The 19,901-nt window shown below is 68.7% G+C and carries 2 protein-coding genes and 2 pseudogenes; all 4 read right to left on the bottom strand.

Annotation, left to right across the window (positions count from 1 at the left end; genetic code table 11):
* Positions 1-211: 211 nt before the first annotated feature.
* Positions 212-10,057, bottom strand: a complete 9,846-nt coding sequence (locus AB3X10_RS11295; RefSeq protein WP_369981519.1) for an amino acid adenylation domain-containing protein — start codon at positions 10,055-10,057, stop codon at positions 212-214.
* On the bottom strand, positions 10,047-16,847 hold the full coding sequence (locus AB3X10_RS11290; RefSeq protein ID WP_420018515.1) for an amino acid adenylation domain-containing protein: 6,801 nt from the start codon (positions 16,845-16,847) through the stop codon (positions 10,047-10,049). The genes AB3X10_RS11295 and AB3X10_RS11290 overlap by 11 nt, the downstream gene beginning before the upstream one ends.
* Before the next feature lie 87 nt (positions 16,848-16,934).
* A pseudogene (locus AB3X10_RS23245) lies at positions 16,935-18,341 on the bottom strand (amino acid adenylation domain-containing protein); the annotation flags it as partial.
* Positions 18,342-18,452: 111 nt separating this feature from the next.
* Positions 18,453-19,856: pseudogene (locus AB3X10_RS23240) on the bottom strand (condensation domain-containing protein); the annotation flags it as partial.
* Between the last annotated feature and the right edge of the window lie 45 nt (positions 19,857-19,901).

Raw genomic sequence — 19,901 nt, 5'->3', positions numbered from 1 at the left:
GTTTGCAGGTGTCCTTGCGAATTCCGATGCAGACCCTTCCAAGCGCCGCGCCATCCGGCACTGTGCGAACCACCCGGCCGCCGATCGCGGACGACGAGAGGACCGCAAGATCACGCTCTGGCTGCGCCGCCGGCCAGCCGCCCGCGCGGACGGCTGGCGGCGCAGGCAGGGGTAGGCAGCGTCAGCGCGAAGCGGGTTCATCGGCTGGCTTTCACTGCGCGGCCGGCGTTTCGTCGATGGATGCCAGCATGCTCAGCAGATCCGACTCGTCGAATTGGGCGAACTGGCGTTCGACCATGATGGCGGCCAACGTCGACAGCTGTGGCGAAACGAAAACGTCACGCAGGTCCATCTCCACCTGCAAGGCCTCCTTGAGCCGAACCACGACCCGCACCGCAAGCAGCGAATGCCCGCCGAGTTCGAAGAAGTGGTCGTGGCGGCCGACCCGCTCCACTCCCAGCAACTCCTGCCATATCGCGGCGATGGCTTGCTCGGCCTCGCCGATCGGCGCTTCGTATGGGCGGCTGGCGACCGCGGCCTGGTCGGGTTCCGGCAGCGCCTTGCGGTCCAGCTTGCCGTTCGGCGTCAGCGGAAACGACGCCAAGGTCACGAACGCGGCAGGCACCATGTACTCGGGCAATTCGCGCAGCAGGCTTTCGCGCAGTTCCGCGAACGAGAGTTCGCTGCCGGCACGCGGCACCAGGTAGGCGACCAGCCGCTTTTCGCCGGTGGCGTCCTCGCGCGCGAGCACCGCAGCGTCGCGCACCCCTGCGCAGGCCGCCAGCTTCGTCTCGATCTCGCCGAGCTCGATGCGGAAGCCACGGATCTTCACCTGGAAATCGTTGCGGCCCAGGTACTCGATCGTGCCGTCCGGCAACCAGCGGCCGAGATCGCCGGTCCTGTACATCCTGGCATCGGCGTCATCGGCAGCATTGGCAAAAGGATCGGCGAGGAAGCGCTCTTCGGTCAGCTCCGGACGGTTCAGGTAGCCGCGTGCCACGCCGACCCCGCCGATATAGAGCTCGCCTGGCGCGCCGATCGGGACCGGTTGCCGCTGCGCATCGAGGATGTAGATGCGGACGTTGGCCAGCGGCCGGCCGATCTGTGGCCGATCCGCGCTGCCGTTGATGAGCGCCAGCGAACTGTCCACCGTGCATTCGGTGGGGCCATAGACGTTGAAGAACCGCGTCGCCTCCGAGCCGCGCAAGCGCCGCCACATGCCCACAGCGATCGGTTCGCCGCCGATCAAGACCGCCTTGGCACGGTATGCCGTGGTTTCCAGCAGGCCTTCGGCCAGCATGGACTCCAGTTGCGCCGGGGTGCAATCGAAGGCATCGATCCGATGCCGGCTCAGGAAATCCAGCAGCACGCGCGCGTCCGCACGCACGTCCTGCGGGATCAGCACGACGCAGCGGCCGGACAACAGCTGCAACAGCGACTTGACCGATGCATCGAACGACAGCGAGGCATTCAATCCGACCCGGTCGTGCGCGGACAGCCCGGAAAAGATCGAGCGCTCCAGCTCCATCTGCAGGTTCATGACGGACGCGTGCTCGACCATCACGCCCTTGGGTTGTCCGGTCGAACCGGAGGTGTAGATCACGTAGGCCAGGTGCCGCGGAGTCAGCCCCTGTACCTGCGGGTCCAGCGCATGCCCAGGCGGCGCCGCAGCGACGTCGCTGTCGAGCGCGAGCAAGGGAACGTCCAACGAGCGCAGCAACGGCAGCCGCGCCTGCAGCGCCGATTGACTCAGAACCGCAACCGGTGCGCTGTCGGCGAGCATGTAGGCCAGGCGCTCGGCGGGATGCAGCGGATCCAGCGGCACATAGGCGCCGCCTGCCTTCATGATTCCCAGCACGCCGGCGAAGACCGCCAGGCTGCGTTCGACGAAGATCGCCACGCGATCGTCCGGCTTCACTCCGAGCTCGATCAGGCGGTGCGCCACCTGGTTCGCCTGGCGATTCAATTCGGCATAGCTCAGGTGCTGGCCGGCGAATTCCACCGCGATCGCATCCGGCTGCCGTGCAGCGCATGCTTCGAAGGCCGCGTGGACCAGTTGCCCCTGACGGACGTACGCCGGGGCGGCGTTGAACTGGCCGAGCAGTTGCTCCTGCTCTACCGGCGTCAGCAGAGGCAGGCTGCCGACCGCCCTCGCATCGTCCGCCACCATCGCCTCCAGCAGCGTCACCCAGTGGCCGAGCATGCGTTGCATGGTGCTGCGGTCGAACAGGTCGGTGGCGTACACCACGCCTCCGACCAGGCCTTCCGCGGTGTCCACCATCGACAGGGAAAGATCGAAGCGCGCGGTGCGTTGCGTTCCTTCGACCGCGGACAGCGTCAGGTCCGGCAGGCGATCCAGGCCGTCGTCGCCGGGCGTATTGTTCAGGCTCAGCGCCGCCTGGAATACCGCGTTGTGGCTCAGGCTGCGCTCCGGCTGCAACGCCTCGACCACCTGCTCGAACGGCAGATCCTGGTGCGCGTAGGCATCGAGCGTGGTCGTCCTGACCTGCGCCAACAGCTCGGCCACGCTCGGATCCGCGCCCAGATCGATGCGAAACGCCAGGGTGTTGACGAAGAAGCCGATCAGCGGCTCGATCTCGGCGCGTTGCCGGTTCGCCACCGGGCTGCCGATCACCACCTGGTCCTGGCCGCTCAGGCGCGACAGCAGGACCGCCCACCCAGCCAGCAAGACCATGAACAAGGTGACGCCATGGCGCTGCGCCAAGTCGTGCAGACCGATGCTGAGTTCGTGCGGCACGCGCGCCGGCACGCTGTCGCCGGCGTAGCTCATCACCGCCGGACGCGGCCGGTCGGTCGGCAGTTCCAGCAGCGCCGGTGTCCCCGACAGATGCCGGCGCCAGAAATCGATCTGCTCCTGCAGCACCTCGCCCTGCAGCCACTGCCGTTGCCACGCCGCGTAGTCGGCATACTGGATCGGCAGCGGCGGCAGCGGATCGGCCAGGCCCTGGTGGAAGGCGGTGTACAAGGCGCTGAACTCGCGCACCAGCACCCCGATCGACCAGCCGTCGGAGACGATGTGGTGCTGGGTCACCAGCAGCGCATGTTCCTGTTCGGCGAGTACCAGCAGGCGGCCGCGGACCAGCGGACCGCGCGCCAGGTCGAACGGCGCGCGCGCTTCGCCCAGGCTCAGTTCGGCGATCGCGGCTTCCTGCGCGTCGGCCTGCAGATGGCGCAGGTCGTGCTCGATCAGCTGGAAGCCAATGTCCGCCGGGGCGATCACCTGGCGCGGTTCGCCCTCCACGCTGACGAAGGTGGTGCGCAGGTTCTCGTGCCGCGCCACGATCCGGTCCAGGCTCGCTTGCAAGGCCGCGCGGTCCAGGGTTCCGCTGAAACGCAGGGCTGCGGGGATGTGGTAGGCCGCGCCTGCCGCATGGTCCAACTGGTCCAGGAACCACAGCCGCTGCTGCGCCCACGACAGCGGCAGCGCGCCGCTGCGGTCGACCGGCACGATCGCCGCTTGCGACGATGCCGAGGCGGCCGCGACGATTTCCGCCAGCAATGCCGGCGTCGGTTGCGCGAACACTTCGCGCAGCGTCACGTCCACGCCCAGCGTCGCGCGCAGCCGCGTCACCAGCCGTACCGCCAACAGCGAGTGACCGCCCAGTTCGAAGAAGTGGTCGTGGCGCCCCACCCGCTCCAGGCCCAGCAGGTCCTGCCAGATCGCCGCGATCGCCTGCTCGAGCTCGCCGACCGGCGCCTCGTAGGCGTGGCTGGCCACCGCGGCCTGGTCCGGCGCCGGCAGGGCCTTGCGGTCCAGCTTGCCGTTGGGCGTCAGCGGCAGCGCGGCCAGCGTCACGAACGCGCTCGGCACCATGTATTCGGGCAGGCTGCGCAACAGGCTGTTGCGCAGCGCGCCTACCTGCACCTCGTCGTCTTCCTCGGGCACCAAGTAGGCCACCAGGCGCGTATCGCCGGACGCGTCCGCCTGGGCGACCACCACCGCCTCGTGCACGCCTGCGCACGCGGCCAGCTTGGCCTCGATCTCGCCCAGTTCGATACGGAAACCCCGGATCTTGACCTGGAAATCGTTGCGCCCCAGGAACTGCAGATTGCCGTCCGGCAACCAGCGGCCCAGGTCGCCAGTCCGGTACATGCGGGCATCGGGATCGACGCCGAACGGATCCGGCAGGAACCGTTCGGCGGTCAGCTCCGGACGATTCAGATATCCGCACGCCACGCCCGCGCCGCCGATGTGGATCTCGCCGGCGACGCCGACCGGCACCGGCATGCCGCTCGTGCCCAGGAGGTAGAGGCGCGTGTTGGCGATCGGGCGGCCGACCGGCACGCTCTCGCGCAGCGCGTCCTCGCCCTGGCCATCGCTGAAGAAGGTCGTGCAGCCCACGGTCGCTTCCGTCGGGCCGTACTCGTTGACCACGATGGCATGCGGAAGCACGCGTTCGCGAAACCGGCGCAGCGTGCGCACGCTCAGCTGCTCGCCGCCGACCACCAGGCGATGCGGCGTGGCCACGGGCGGCGCATCCATCAGGCTGGCCAGCACGTCCAGGTGGACGGGCGTCAGCTTGAACAGCCAAGGATCGGGGAGCATGCAGTAGCGCAGTGCCTCCGCCAGGCATTGCTGACTGTCCTCAGGCAGCAGCACGACCGGCTTTCCGGCCAACCACGGCGCCAATAGCGTGGTCACCGTCGCATCGAAACCCAACGGCGTGGCGACCACGGCGCCGCGCACGTCGTCGTGCAGATAGGCCGCATGCGCATGCGCGAGATAGTTCGCCACGCTGCGATGCGGCACCATGACGCCCTTCGGCTGGCCGGTCGAACCGGAGGTGTAGATCACGTAGGCGAGATGATCCGCGCTCAGGCCGATGGCCGCCGGATCCGGATCGTGCTCCGGTTGGCGTGCGATCGCCGCCTCGTCGTCCACCACCACGACCCGCAGCAGGCTCAGCGCCGGCAGGTTGTCCTCGAGCGCGGAGACGGTCAGCAATGCCAGTGGCGGATCGCTGCTCAGGATGCCGGCCAGGCGCTCGGCCGGATAGCCGGGATCCAGCGGCACATAGGCGCCGCCCGCCTTCAGGACGGCCAGCAGCGCCACCACCATGTCGATACCGCGTTCCATGCAGATCGCGACCCGCGCATCCGGCTTCACGCCCAGCGATCGCAGATGGTGCGCCAACTGGTTGGCGCGCCGGTTCAACGCGTCATAGCTGAGCTGCTGTTCGCCGAACACCAGGGCGGGCGCGTGCGCATTCCGCTGCACCTGCGCCTGGAACAGTTCGTGGACCAGGCGGCGCTGCGGAAACGCTGCCGGACTTCCGCTGCTGGCGGTCAGTATCTGCTCCCGCTCGGTCTGCGGCAGCACCGGCAGGCGCCGGATCGGCATCGACGGCGCGTCTGCGAGCGCGTCCACCAGGGCGAGCATCGCCGTCTCGAAGTAGCGGATGAGCCGGTCGCCGTCGATGTCCTGCACGCACAGCAGGGACAGGCCCAAGGCCTGGCCCCAGTCTTCCACCGACATCGTCAGCGGATAGCTGCCATGCGTCTTGCTTCTGGCGAGCATGCGTACGCCTTCCCAGCCCGCGGCGTCGAACGCCGTGCTCTGGGTGCTGCCGCTCCCCTGGTTGTAGCGATAGTTGAGCAGCGCCGTGAACAACGGCAGCTGCGGCGGCACCCGGCTGAAGCGCTGCGCCAGCGCCAGCGGCGCCTGTTCGTGCGCGAGCAGTTCGGTCAGGCGCGCATAGGCTTCGCGGACGGCCTCGGCGACCGTCATCGGCGCCAGCCGCATCCGGATCGGCAGCGAATTGATGAACATGCCCACCACCCGGTCGGCGGCCTCGGAACCTTGCATCCGCCCGGACAGCACGGTTCCGAACACGACATCGTCGCTTCCGCTGCACTCGGCCAGGACTTGCGCCCATGCCACGTGGAACAGGACCGCCGGCGTCACCCCGAGCCCGCGCGCGGTGTCGCGGATGCGCTGCGACAGCGCATCGTCGAACTGCAGGCTGCTTTCGCGTTGCGCCAGGCCATGCTCGCGTGCGGTCAGGATGCCGAACGGCGCGGTCGGCTCCTCGACATCGCCGAGTTGCTCGCGGAAATAGGCCTCGTGCTCCGTGTCCGGGACGGCATGGGTCTGCGCGATGAAATTGCGATACGGCATCGGCGTGGGCAGGCGCTCGCCGTTGCCCTGCAGCAACTGCCGCACCTCGGAGAAGATCAGGTCCAGGCCGATGTGGTCGCAGACCATGTGGTGGCTCAGCAACGCCACCAGCCATTCGTCCGCCTGCGCATCGTGCATGACATAGGCGCCGAGCATCGGCGACTGCCGCAGGTCGAGCCGCAGCCGCTGCGGATCGGTCTGCGCGATGAGCTGCGGCAGCGCCGGCTCGCCGGCGGCCGCGGCCAGTTCCACGATGCGCAGCGGCGCGCGCCGATGCACCACCTGCACCGGCTGCGGCAAGTCTTCCCAGAACACCGCGGTGCGCAGGATGTCGTGGCGATCGATCACCGTCTGCAGCAGTTCGAGGAACCCGCGCATCCGCGGCTCGCCGTCGAACGCCAGCGTCAAACGCAACTGGTAGGTATCGCCCTCGCCGCCGAGCAGGTGATGGAACAGGATGCCTTCCTGCAGAGGCGCCAACGGATAGATATCCTGGATGTTCGACGCCCCGCCCGGCACGCCGGCGACGATGCCGTCGATGGCGTCCTGGCTCAGCTCCACCAGAGGCAGCAATGCCGGAGTGAGCCGGGTGGTCTGCGGGGTGATCGGATTCGCTGCCACCTGCACGCGCCCGCCGCCCGCCGCGCCGCTGCTCAGCCGCGCCGCCAGCGCACCCAGCGTGGGGGCGTCGAATACGGTACGCACCTGCACTTCCAGTCCCGCTTGGTGCAGGCGTTCGATCAGGCTGATCACCAGCAGGGAATGTCCGCCCAATTCGAAGAAATGGTCGTGGCGGCCGACCCGCTCCAGGCCCAGCAGCTCCTGCCAGACCGCGGCGATCGTCTGCTCCACCTCTCCCGCTGGCGCCTCGTAGTTGCGGCTGGCGACCGCGGTCTGGTCGGGCGCCGGCAACGCCTTGCGATCGAGCTTGCCGTTCGGCGTGAGCGGCAGCACCGCCAGATGCACGAACGCGCTCGGGATCATGTAGTCCGGCAAATCGTGCAGCAGCTGCTCGCGCAGCGCCAGCGCGGTCGGATCCGCGCCATCCCGTGGCACGACGTAGGCCACCAGCACCTTGCCGCCGGCCGCAGCGTCCCGGTCGATCACCGCCGCGTCGCGCACGCCGGCGCATGCCACCAGTTTCGCCTCGATTTCGCCCAGTTCGATGCGGAAACCGCGGATCTTCACCTGGAAATCGTTGCGGCCCAGGTATTCGATCGTCCCGTCGGGCAACCAGCGTCCCAAGTCGCCGGTTCTGTACATCCGTGCATCGGCCGCGTTCGCGAACGGGTCCGGCAGAAAGCGGTCTGCGGTCAGGTCAGGTCGATTCAGGTAGCCACGCGCAACGCCGGCACCGCCGATATGGATCTCTCCAACGACCCCAAGCGGAACCGGTTCGCCATCTCGCCCGAGGAGATAGACCGTGGTGTTGGCAATCGGCCGGCCGATCGGAACCGGACCCTGTCGCTCCTGTGGCGTGCAGCGGTAGGCAGTCGCCCATACCGTGGCCTCGGTCGGGCCGTAGGCATTGAACAGGCGGTTCCCGCCCGCCCACTGGCAGGCTTTCGGGGGGAACGCCTCACCCGCGACCACGATCGTCATTCCCGCGTCGGCGAGATCCTCGGCGGCGAACGCCATCAATGCCGACGGCGGCAGGGTGGCGTGGGTGATGCGCCGCCGGCGCAGGCTATCCAGCAATGCGGCGCCTGGACGCAACGCATCGCGCGCCGCCAGGTGCAGGCAGGCGCCAGCGGACAGCGCCATCACCATCTCGAAGATGCTGGCATCGAAGCTGAAAGACGCGAATTGCAGGACCTGGCTGTGCGCGCCGACCTCGAACATCGCGGCCTGTGCCGCCGCCATGTTGCACAGGCTGCGGTGCTCCACCATCACGCCCTTCGGTTGCCCGGTCGAACCGGAGGTGTAGATGACGTAAGCCAGATGGCGCGGATCGAGCACGGGCGTGCCGGCATCGAGATCGCCTTGCGGCTGTTGCGCGATCAGTGCGGCATCGTCGCCGTCCGCGTCCAGGACCAGGGTCCGCAGCAGGCTCACTGCAGGCAGCTCATCGACGAGCGCTGCCTGCGTGAGCAGTGCCACCGGCGCACTGTCGCTCAGCATGTAGGCCAGCCGCTCCGTCGGGTACGCCGGATCCAGAGGGACATAGGCGCCACCGGCCTTCAGCGTGCCGAGCACGCCGACGACCATCTCGATGCTGCGCTCCATGCAGATCGCGACCCGATCGTCGGGCCGGACCCCCAAGGTCCTCAGCAGGTGCGCCAGTTGATTGGCGCGGCGGTTCAGCGAGTCGTAGCTCAGGCGCAGTCCGTCGAAGTCCAGGGCAATCGCCTCTGGATGGCTGGCCGCCTGCGCTTCGAACAGCGTATGGATCAGGGTCTGCTGCGGAAACGTCGCTGTCGCGGTTGCATTGAACGCCGTTAGCAGCTGCTGGCGCTCGCGGGCATCCAGCAGCGGCAGGCAGCCGACCGATTGCGTGTCGTCGGCGGCCATGGCCGTGAGCAGCGTCACCCAGTGGCCGAGCATCCGCTCCACCGTGGCGCGGTCGAACAGGTCGGTCGCGTAGATCGCGCTGCCGGACAGGCCATCTTCCGCATCGGCCAGCGACAGCGCGATGTCGAACTGCGCGCTATGCCGCACGGTCTGCATCGCGGACAACGCCAAGCCGGGAAGGTGCAGATCGCTGCCGCGCGGGGTGTTGTTCAAGGCCAGCATGGCCTGGAACACGGGGCTGTGGCCCAGGCTGCGCTCGGGTTGCAGCGCCTCCACCACCTGCTCGAACGGCAGGTCCCGGTGCGCGTATGCGCCCAGCGTCGTCGCCTTGACCTGCGCCAGCAGCGCGGCGACGCCCGGATCGGCGCTCAGGTCCACGCGCAATGCCAGCGTATTGACGAAGAAGCCGATCAAGGGCTCCACTTCCGAGCGCTGCCGGTTCGCCACCGGACTGCCGATCACCACGTCGTCCTGTCCGCTGAGCCGCGACAGCAACGCCGACCATCCCGCCAGCAGCGTCATGAACAAGGTCACGCCGTGACGCTGCGCCAGCGCACGCAACGCCGCCGTCAGTTCGGCGCTCAGATGCACCTCCATGCGATCGCCGTTGTAGCTCTGCACCGGCGGGCGCGGCCGATCGGTCGGCAGGGCCAGCAGTGCCGGGGCGCCGCTCAGATGCTTCTTCCAGAACTCGATCTGCTGTTGCAGCGTGTCGCCCTGCAGCCACTGTCGCTGCCATGCCGCATAGTCCGCGTACTGGATCGGCAGCGGCGGCAGCGGATCGGGCTGGCCCTGGCTGAAGGCCGCGTACAGCGCGCTGACTTCCTGCACCAGGACGCCGATCGACCAGCCGTCGCAGATGATGTGGTGCTGGGTCACCAGCAAGGCGTGCTCGTCTTCGTCCAGGCGCAGCAGGCGGCCACGGATCAGCGGTCCGCTCGCCAGGTCGAAGGGGGCAAGCGCCTCCTCGCTGCCCAGTCGCGCAACCTCAGCCTGTCGCGCGGCGGTGTCCAGGGCACGGAGGTCGTGCTCGAACAGCGCGAAACCACTGTCTTCCGGCGCGATCACCTGGCGTGGCGTGCCGTCCACGCTGACGAACGTGGTGCGCAGGCTTTCGTGCCGTGCCACGATCCGGTCCAGACTCGCTCGCAACGCCGCGGGATTCAACTCGCCGCGCAAGCGCAGCGCGGTCGGCATGTGGTAGGCGGCACCCGCGGCGTGATCGAGCTGGTCCAGGAACCACAGCCGTTGCTGTGCCCATGACAGCGGCAGGTCCGCACGGCGGTCGACCGGCTGGATCGGTGCCGCCGATGCCGGACTCTGCGGTGCGTCGCCGCGCTGCCGAAGCTGCTGTAGCGCAACCGCGCGCCGCAATTGTTGCAAGGTCTGGCTTTGATCAGCGCTCATGGTCGACACCGTTGGCTAGCAGGGCGAGGAGTTCTTCCTCGGATAGATCGCTCAATCCGTCCTCGACCGCTGCGACGTCCGATGTCGAGAAGAGCTTCAGCTGTTCATTGACGACCATCTCGGCGAGTGACGAGAAGACCGGTTGCTCGAATAGGACCCGCAAAGGCACGTCCACCTGCAGGCGTTCGCGGATCCGGATCACCAGCTGCATCACCAGCAGCGAGTGCCCGCCCAGCTCGAAGAAGTTGTCCTGGCGTCCCACCTGCTCCAGGCCCAGCAACTCCTGCCAGATCGCCGCGATCGCCTGTTCCACCTCGCCCACCGGCGCCTCGTAGGCGCGGCTGGCCACCGCCGCCTGGCCCGGCGCCGGCAACGCCTTGCGGTCCAGCTTGCCGTTCGGCGTCAGCGGCAGCGCCTCCAGCGTCACGAACGCGCTGGGCACCATGTACTCCGGCAAGACCTGCGCCAGCGCCTCGCGCAGCGCCGTCGCCGACAGCTCGGCCCCTTCCGCCGCCACCAGGTACGCCACCAGCCGCTGGTCGCCCGGCACGTCCTCGCGCGCCAGCACCACCGCCTCGCGCACGCCCGTGCATGCCGCCAACCGGGCCTCGATCTCGCCCAGCTCGATCCGGAACCCGCGCACCTTCACCTGGAAGTCGTTGCGCCCCAGGTACTCGAGGGTGCCGTCCGCCCGCCAGCGGCCCAGGTCGCCGGTCCGGTACATCCGCGCTTCCGCCTCGCCCGCGAACGGGTCGGCCAGGAACCGCTGTGCGGTCAGCTCCGGCCGGTGCAGATAGCCGCGCGCCACGCCCACCCCGCCGATGTGGATCTCCCCCGCCACCCCGATCGGCACCGGCTGCCCTTGCCCGTCCAGCAGATAGATCCGCGCATTGGCGATCGGCTTGCCGATCGCCGGCCCGCCCGCCGACACCGCCACGTCCTCGATCGTCGCATCCACCGTGCACTCGGTCGGGCCGTACATGTTGTGGAAGCCCACCACCGAGGAGGCCCGCAACCGCTCCCACAGGTTCGGCCCGATCGCCTCGCCGCCCAGCAGCACGCTGCGCGGACGCTGCCCGCCCGGCGCCAGCAGCCCCGCCGCCAGCCACGCCTCCAGCTGCGAGGGCGTGCTGTCCACCGCATCGATCCGCTGCTGTTCCAGGAACGCCACCAGCGCTGCGGCATTGGCCCGCAGCGCCTGCGGGATCAGCACCAGGCAATGCCCGGACAGCAGCTGCAGCAGCCCCTTCAGCGACATGTCGAAGGAGAACGCCGCGTTCAGCGCCACCCGTGCATTGGCGGGGCAATGGCGGTGCGTGGTCTGCGTCATCACCTGCCAGAAGTTCACCGCCGAGCGGTGCTCGACCATCACCCCCTTGGGCTGGCCGGTCGAACCGGAGGTGTAGATCACGTACGCCAGGTGCCGCGAGCTCAGCCCGGGGACCACCGGGTCGTGCGCCGGTGCGGCGCCGTCGTGCGCCAGGTCGTCCAGCACCAGCAGCGGCGCGGCCGCTGTGGCCAGCATCGGCAGCTGCGTGCGCAGCGCAGCCTGGGTGACCACCGCCATCGGCGCGCTGTCGGCCAGCATGTAGGCCAGCCGCTCGGCCGGATAGGCCGGATCCAGCGGCACATAGGCGCCGCCGGCCTTGAGGATGCCGAGCAGGCCGACCACCATCTCGACGCTGCGCTCGGTGCACAGCGCGACCCGGTCGTCGGGCTTGACGCCCAGGCCGATCAGCCGGTGGGCGAGCCGGTTCGCGCGACGGTTCAGCTCGGCATAGCTCAGCGCCTGTCCGTCGTACTCCACCGCCGGCGCGTCCGGCTGCCGCGCCGCCTGCGCCTCGAACAGCCCATGGATCAGCGCCTGCTGCGGATACGCCGCCTGCGTGGCGTTGAAACCATGCAGCACCTGCGTGCGCTCGGCGGAAGACAACAGCGGCAGACGGCTCACCGTCTGCGCGTCGTCGGCCACCATCGCTTCGAGCAAGGTCGACCAGTGTCCCGCGATCCGCTGCACGGTCTCGTGCTCGAACAAGTCCGAGGAATAGACGAGGCTGCCGGTCAATCCCGCAGGCATGTCGGTCAGGGACAGGGACAGATCGACACGTGCGGTCCGCTGTTCGGTGTCGATGCTGTCGAGGGTCAGGCCCGGCAGATCCAGTTCGCCACCGTTGGGCGCATTGTTCAGATTCAACCAGGCTTGGAACACGGGGTTGTAGCTCAGATTGCGCTCGGGCTGCAGCGCTTCCACCACCTGCTCGAACGGCAGGTCCTGGTGCGCGTAGGCCTCCAGCGTCGTTGCCCTGACCTGCGCCAGCAGTTCGGCCACGCTGGGGTCGGCACGCAGGTCCACCCGCAGCGCCAGGGTGTTGACGAAAAAGCCGATCAAGGACTCGATCTCTGCGCGTGGGCGATTGGCCACCGGACTGCCGACGACGATCTCGTCCTGTCCGCTCAAGCGCGCCAACAACATCGCCCACGCCGCGTGCAGCGTCATGTACAAGGTGACGTTGTGCCGTTGCGACAGCGACCGCAGCGCCGCGCTCAGTTCGGCGCCCAACCGCACCGGCACGCGGTCGCCGCGATAGCTCTGCACCGCCGGGCGTGGCCGATCGGTCGGCAATTCCAGCAGCGCCGGGGCACCGGCCAGATGCGTGCGCCAGAAGTCCAGTTGCGTTTGCAACACTTCGCCCTGCAGCCATTGCCGCTGCCAGGCGGCATAGTCGGCATACTGGATCGGCAGCGGCGGCAACGGATCGGGTTCGCCTTGGCTGAAGGCGGCGTACAGCGTCGCCACTTCGCGCACCAGGATGCCGATCGACCAGCCGTCGGAGATGATGTGATGCTGGGTCACCAGCAGCACGTGCTCCCGCTCGGCCAATACCAGCAAATAGCCACGGATCAGGGGGCCGCGCGCCAGGTCGAACGGCGCTCGAGCCGCAGTGACGCTCAGTTCGTCGAGTGCCGCCTGCTGCGCCGCACTGTCCAGGGCGCGCAGATCGTGCTCGGTCAGCGCAAAGCCGCTGTCCGCCGCCGCGATGACCTGGCGCGGCTCACCCTCGCCGCTGACGAACGTGGTACGCAGGCTTTCGTGCCGCGCCACGATCCGGTCGAGGCTTGCCTGCAACGCGGCCCGGTCCAGGACTCCGCTCAAGCGCAGCGCGGCGAGGATATGGTAGGACGCACTCGCAGCGTGATCGAGCTGGTCCAGGAACCACAACCGCTGCTGCGCCCACGACAACGGCAAAGCCTCGCCGCGTGGCACCGGAAGGATCGCCCCCTGCGAGGACGCGGCCGCGCTGGACACCGTACGGGCCAGCATCGCCAGCGTCGGCTGTGCGAACACCTCGCGCAGCGCGACGTCCACGCCCAGCGCCACGCGCAGGTGCGTCACCAGCCGTACCGCCAGCAGCGAGTGGCCGCCCAACTCGAAGAAATGGTCGTGGCGCCCCACCCGCGCCAGGCCCAGCAGGTCCTGCCAGATCGCGGCGATCGCCTGCTCCACCTCGCCCACCGGCGCTTCGTAGGCACGGCTGGCGACCGCCGCCTGGTCCGGCGCCGGCAGCGCCTGGCGATCCAGCTTGCCGTTGGGCGTGAGCGGCAGCGCCTCCAGCGTCACGAACGCGCTGGGCACCATGTAGTCCGGCAACGCGAGCGACAACGACACACGCAACGCAGCGGCCGACAACTCGGTTCCCGGCTGCGGCACCACGTAGGCCAGCAGCCGCCTGTCGCCGCTTGTGTCCTCGCGCGCGATCACCACGGCCTTGTGCACGCCGGCGCATGCCGCCAGCCTGGCCTCGATTTCGCCCAGCTCGATGCGGAAACCGCGGATCTTCACCTGCAGGTCGTTGCGCCCCAGGTATTCGAGCGTGCCGTCCGGCAACCAGCGGCCCAGGTCGCCGGTCCGGTACATCCGCGCATCGGGGTCGGCCGCGAACGGGTCGGCGAGAAATCGCTGTGCGGTCAGCTCCGGCAGGTTCAGATAGCCGCGCGCCACGCCTGGCCCGGCGATATGGATTTCCCCCGCCACCCCGACCGGCGCCGGTTCGCCATGCTGTCCCAGCACGTACACCTGCGTGTTGGCGATCGGCCGGCCGATCGGGATGCTGCGCGTCGCGTCCGGCAACGATTCGATCTGGAATGTGGTCGCGAATGTCGTCGTTTCGGTCGGACCATAACCATTGAGCAGGTGCCGGGGCGGCAAGGCGCCGTTGAGGACGCGCGCAACGCTGCGCGGATCCAGCACGTCGCCGCCGACCAGCAGGTATTTCAAGCCGGCGAAGGCCAGGCCCAGGATGTTCACGTACTCGTTGAACAGACCTGCGGTCATCCATAGCGCCGTGGCCTTGCCCTCGACCAGGGCGTGATTCAGCGCCTGCGGATCGAGCACCACCGATTGCGGCACGACCAGCAACCGCGCGCCGTTGAGCAAGGCTCCCCAGATCTCCCAGGTGGACGCATCGAACGCCGGATTGGCGCAATGACCGACGCAATCGTCTGCGCCGAGCGGGGCATAGGAATCGTTGACGACCAACCGCACCACGCTGCGGTGCTCGACCATCACCCCCTTGGGCCGGCCGGTCGAACCGGAGGTGTAGATCACGTACGCCAGGTGACGCGACGTCAGGCCTGCGACCTCCGGATCGGGCGCATCCCTGGTCAGCGCCTGGGACTCGATCTCCTCGAGTGCGAGGATCCTGCCTTGCAGCGAATCCTGCGCCGGGATGCTGTCGCGCAACGCCGATTGCACCAGGACCGCCACCGGGGCGATGTCGGCCAGCAGATAGGCCAGGCGCTCCGCCGGATAGGCCGGATCCAGCGGCACGTAGGCCCCGCCGGCCTTGAGGATGCCGAGCAGCCCGACCACCATGTCGATGCTGCGCTCCATGCAGATCGCGACGCGATCGTCGGGCTTGACCCCCTGCGCGATCAGCCGGTGCGCCACGCGGTTCGCACGACGATTCAACTCGGCGTAGCTCAGCCGCTGCTCTGCGCATTCCAGGGCGACCGCATCCGGGTGCCGCGCCGCCTGCGCTTCGAACAGGGCATGGATCGGCTGGTCTTGCGGATAGTCTGCCTGCGTGGCGTTGAAGCCGAACAGCACTTGCTCGCGTTCCTCCGCCGACAGCACGTCCAGGCGCTGGAGCGCGCATTGCGGATCTTCCGCCAGGGCCAGGACCAGGGCGGCGATGGCCCGTTCCATGTACCCCATTACCCGCGCGCTTTCGATGCCTGGCGCCGACCAGATCGCCAGCCCGAATCCCTGGCCCAGGTCGTCCACCGATACCGTCAGCGGATAGTTGGTCCGCGCGAATCCATCCACGACCCAGACGCCTTCCCAGGCAGACACCTTCGCCGCCACCTCGTCGGGTTCGCTGACCTCGTGGCTGTGGCGGTAGTTGAGCAGGGTCGTGAACAGCGGCAACGGCGGCTGGATGCCGCTGCAACGTTGCGCCAGCGCCAGCGGCGTCTGCTCGTGGGGCAGCAGCGCCCCCAGGCGCCGATAGGTCTCCTGGACCGCCTCGGCCGCCCCCAATCCGGCCAACTGCAGCCGGATCGGCAGGGTGTTGATGAACATCCCCACCACCTGCTCGGTGCTTTCCGTCTCCTGCAAGCGCCCGGACAGCACCGTGCCGAACACAACGTCGTCGCGCCCGCTGCACTGCGCCAGCACCTGCGCCCAGGCCAGGTGGAACAGCACCGCCGGCGTCACCCCCTGCTGCCGCGCCGCCTCGCGGATCCGCTGCGCCAGCGCCTCGTCCAGACGCAGACGCGCCTCCTCCACCTCGCCGCCGCTGTCCGCCTGCACGTCCAGCACCCCGAATGGTGCCGTCGGTTCGTCCACCTCGCCCAACTGCTCACGGAAATACGCCTCGTGCTCGGCCTCGGAGACCGCCAGCGTGCGCGCGATGAAATCGCGATACGGCATCGGCGCCGGCAGCGTGGCTTGCTTGCCCTGCAGCAGCGCCTGGATCTCCGACAGGATCAGGTCCTGGGCGATGTGGTCGCAGACGATGTGGTGGTTCAGCAAGGCCAGCAGCCAGTCGCCCGTCGCCGGGTCGCGCGCCACGTAGGCGGCCAGGATCGGCGCCTGCCGCAGGTCCAGCCGCATCCGCCGTGGATCGGTATGCGCCAGCAGCTGCGCCTGCGCCGGCGTCTCCGCCGACAGCGTCAACTCGTGGACCGGCAGCGACGCACGGCGCTGGACCACCTGCACCGGCTTGCTCAACTCTTCCCAGTGCACCGCGCTGCGCAGGATGTCGTGGCGATCGATCACCCGCTGCAATGCGTCCAGGAACGCGTCCAGTCGCTCGCGGCCATCGAAAGCCACCACGGTGCACAGCAGGTAGGTGTCGCCGCCGTTCTCGCTTTCCAGCAGGTGGTGGAACAGGATGCCCTCCTGCAAGGGCGCCAACGGATAGATGTCCTGGATGTTGGGAACGCCGCCGGGCACGCTGTCCACGATGCGGTCGATCTCCGCCTGGGTCAGGGTCGCCAGCGGCAATAGCTCGGGAGTAATTGCCGAGGTCGCCGGCGTGATCGGATTCGGCGGCACGGCGCTGCGCCGAAGCGCGGGCGCCGCCAGCACGAGTTGTTCCGCCAATGCGCCCAGTGTCGGGGCCATGAACACGCTGCGCACGTCCGCGCTCAGCCCGCGTTGGCGCAGCTGCTCGATCAGGCCGATCACCAGCAGCGAGTGCCCGCCCAGTTCGAAGAAGTTGTCCTGGCGTCCCACCTGCTCCAGGCCCAGCAACTCCTGCCAGATCGCCGCGATCGCCTGCTCCACCTCGCCCACCGGCGCCTCGTAGGCACGACTGGCCACCGCCGCCTGGCCCGGTGCCGGCAACGCCTTGCGGTCCAGCTTGCCGTTCGGCGTCAGCGGCAGCGCCTCCAGCGTCACGAACGCGCTTGGCACCATGTACTCCGGCAAGGCCTGCGCCAGCGCCTCGCGCAGCGCCGTCGCCGACAGCTCGGCCCCTTCCGCCGCCACCAGGTACGCCACCAGCCGCTGGTCGCCCGGCACGTCCTCGCGCGCCAGCACCACCGCCTCGCGCACGCCCGTGCATGCCGCCAACCGGGCCTCGATCTCGCCCAGCTCGATCCGGAACCCGCGCACCTTCACCTGGAAGTCGTTGCGCCCCAGGTACTCGAGCGTGCCGTCCGCCCGCCAGCGGCCCAGGTCGCCGGTCCGGTACATCCGCGCCTGCGCCTCGCCCGCGAACGGGTCGGCCAGGAACCGCTGTGCGGTCAGCTCCGGCCGGTGCAGATAGCCGCGCGCCACGCCCACCCCGCCGATGTGGATCTCCCCCGCCACCCCGATCGGCACCGGCTGCCCGTGCCCGTCCAGCAGATAGATCCGCGCATTGGCGATCGGCTTGCCGATCGCCGGCCCGCCCGCCGACACCGCCACGTCCTCGATCGTCGCATCCACCGTGCACTCGGTCGGGCCGTACATATTGTGGAAGCCCACCACCGAGGAGGCCCGCAACCGCTCCCACAGGTTCGGCCCGATCGCCTCGCCGCCCAGCAGCACGCTGCGCGGACGCTGCCCGCCCGGCGCCAGCAGCCCCGCCGCCAGCCACGCCTCCAGCTGCGAGGGCGTGCTGTCCACCGCATCGATCCGCTGCTGTTCCAGGAACGCCACCAGCGCCGCGGCATTGGCCCGCAGCGCCTGCGGGATCAGCACCAGGCAATGCCCGGACAACAGCTGCAGCAGCCCCTTCAGCGACATGTCGAAGGAGAACGCCGCGTTCAGCGCCACCCGTGCATTGGCGGGGCAATGGCGGTGCGTGGTCTGCGTCATCACCTGCCAGAAGTTCACCGCCGAGCGGTGCTCGACCATCACCCCCTTGGGCTGCCCGGTCGAACCGGAGGTGTAGATCACGTAGGCCAGGTGCCGCGAGCTCAGCCCGGGGACCACCGGGTCGTGCGCCGGTGCGGCGCCGTCGTGCGCCAGGTCGTCCAGCACCAGCAGCGGCGCGGCCGGCGTGGCCAGCATCGGCAGCTGCGTGCGCAGCGCAGCCTGGGTGACCACCGCCATCGGCGCGCTGTCGGCCAGCATGTAGGCCAGCCGCTCGGCCGGATAGGCCGGATCCAGCGGCACATAGGCGCCGCCGGCCTTGAGGATGCCGAGCAGGCCGACCACCATCTCGACGCTGCGCTCGGTGCACAGCGCGACCCGGTCGTCGGGCTTGACGCCCAGGCCGATCAGCCGGTGGGCGAGCCGGTTGGCGCGCCGGTTCAGCTCGGCGTAGCTCAGCGCCTGTCCGTCGTACTCCACCGCCGGCGCGTCCGGCTGCCGCGCCGCCTGCGCCTCGAACAGCCCATGGATCAGCGCCTGCTGCGGATACGCCGCCTGCGTGGCGTTGAAACCGTGCAGCACCTGCGTGCGCTCGGCGGAAGACAACAGCGGCAGACGGCTCACCGTCTGCGCGTCGTCGGCCACCATCGCTTTCAGGACGGCCACGAGATACGCATTGAACCTGGAAATCGTTTCACGATCGAACAGGCTCGTGGAATAGATGAACTTGCCCGTCAACCCTTTGCCCGAGTCGATGAACGACAGGTCCAGATCGAAGTGAGCGCTGTTGTAGGCCGTATCGACCTTTTCCGCGGTAAGCCCGGGCAGATGCAATGCCTCCTCGCCAACGGCATTGTTCATGCTCAGCAGCACCTGGAATACCGGGCTGTAGCTCAGATTGCGCTCGGGCTGCAGGGCTTCCACCACCTGCTCGAACGGCAGGTCCTGGTGCGCGTAGGCCTCCAGCGTCGTCGCCCTGACCTGCGCCAGCAGTTCGGCCACGCTGGGGTCGGCGCGCAGGTCCACCCGCAGCGCCAGCGTGTTGACGAAGAAACCCACCAACGGTTCGATCTCCGCACGCGAACGATTGGCCACCGGGCTGCCGATGACGATGTCGTCCTGTCCGCTCAGCCGCGACAGCAGCACCGACCAGGCCGCCAGCAGGGTCATGAACAAGGTCGTGCCATGACGCTGCGACAGCGAACGCAGGCCAGCGCTCAGTTCCGCGGTCAAGCTGACGTCGATGCCATCGCCTGCGTAGTTTTGCAGCGCAGGGCGTGGCCGATCGGTCGGCAGTTCCAGCAGTGCCGGAGCGCCGCTCAGATGCTTCTTCCAGAAATCGATCTGCTGTTGCAGCGTGTCACCCTGCAACCACTGCCGCTGCCAGGCGGCATAGTCGGCATACTGGATCTGCAGCGGTGGCAACGGGTCCGGCCTGCCTTGGCAGAATGCGCTGTACAACGCGCCGACTTCGCGTACCAGCACGGCGGTCGACCAGCCGTCGGAGATGATGTGGTGCTGCGTCACCAGCAAGACGTGCTCGCGATCGGACAGCGACAACAGGTGGCCGCGATACAAAGGGCCGTTCAACAAATCGAAGGGCGCTTGCGCCTCGCGTGCGATCAATTCGTCCAGCGCCGCCTTCTGCGCGACAGGATCGAGCGCGCCCAGGTCCTGTTCGATCAAGGCGAACCCGCGGTCCGCCGCCGCGATGACCTGGCGCGGTTCGCCCTCGGCGCTGACGAACATGGTGCGCAGACTCTCGTGCCGCGCCACGATACGGTCCAGGGTCGACCGCAGCGCTGTTACGTCAAGGTTTCCGATCAGCCGCAACGCGGCTTGCAAATGGTAGGCGGCGCCAGCGGCATGATCGAGCTGGTCCAGGAACCACAACCGCTGCTGTGCCCACGACAAGGGCAAGGCCAGGCTGCGGTCCGCACGCGGAATGCCTTGCTTCCTGCTTTCCTCGGCATGCAGCGCGATGCGCTGCCTCATCCGGTTCTGGATGATGGTCTGTTTCAGCGCTTCCAGCGCAGCATT

The organism is Xanthomonas sp. DAR 80977, assembly GCF_041240605.1.
Classification (GTDB): Bacteria; Pseudomonadota; Gammaproteobacteria; order Xanthomonadales; family Xanthomonadaceae; genus Xanthomonas_A; species Xanthomonas_A bundabergensis.
The sequence above is the reverse complement of the archived record's forward strand: the minus strand, read 5'-3'. Positions and strand labels throughout refer to the sequence as shown.

What these genes read in the sequence shown, in the direction of transcription:
- AB3X10_RS11295 (WP_369981519.1), bottom strand. Translation starts at nt 10,057, where the DNA reads ATGAGCGCTGATCAAAGCCAGACCTTGCAACAATTGCGGCGCGCGGTT.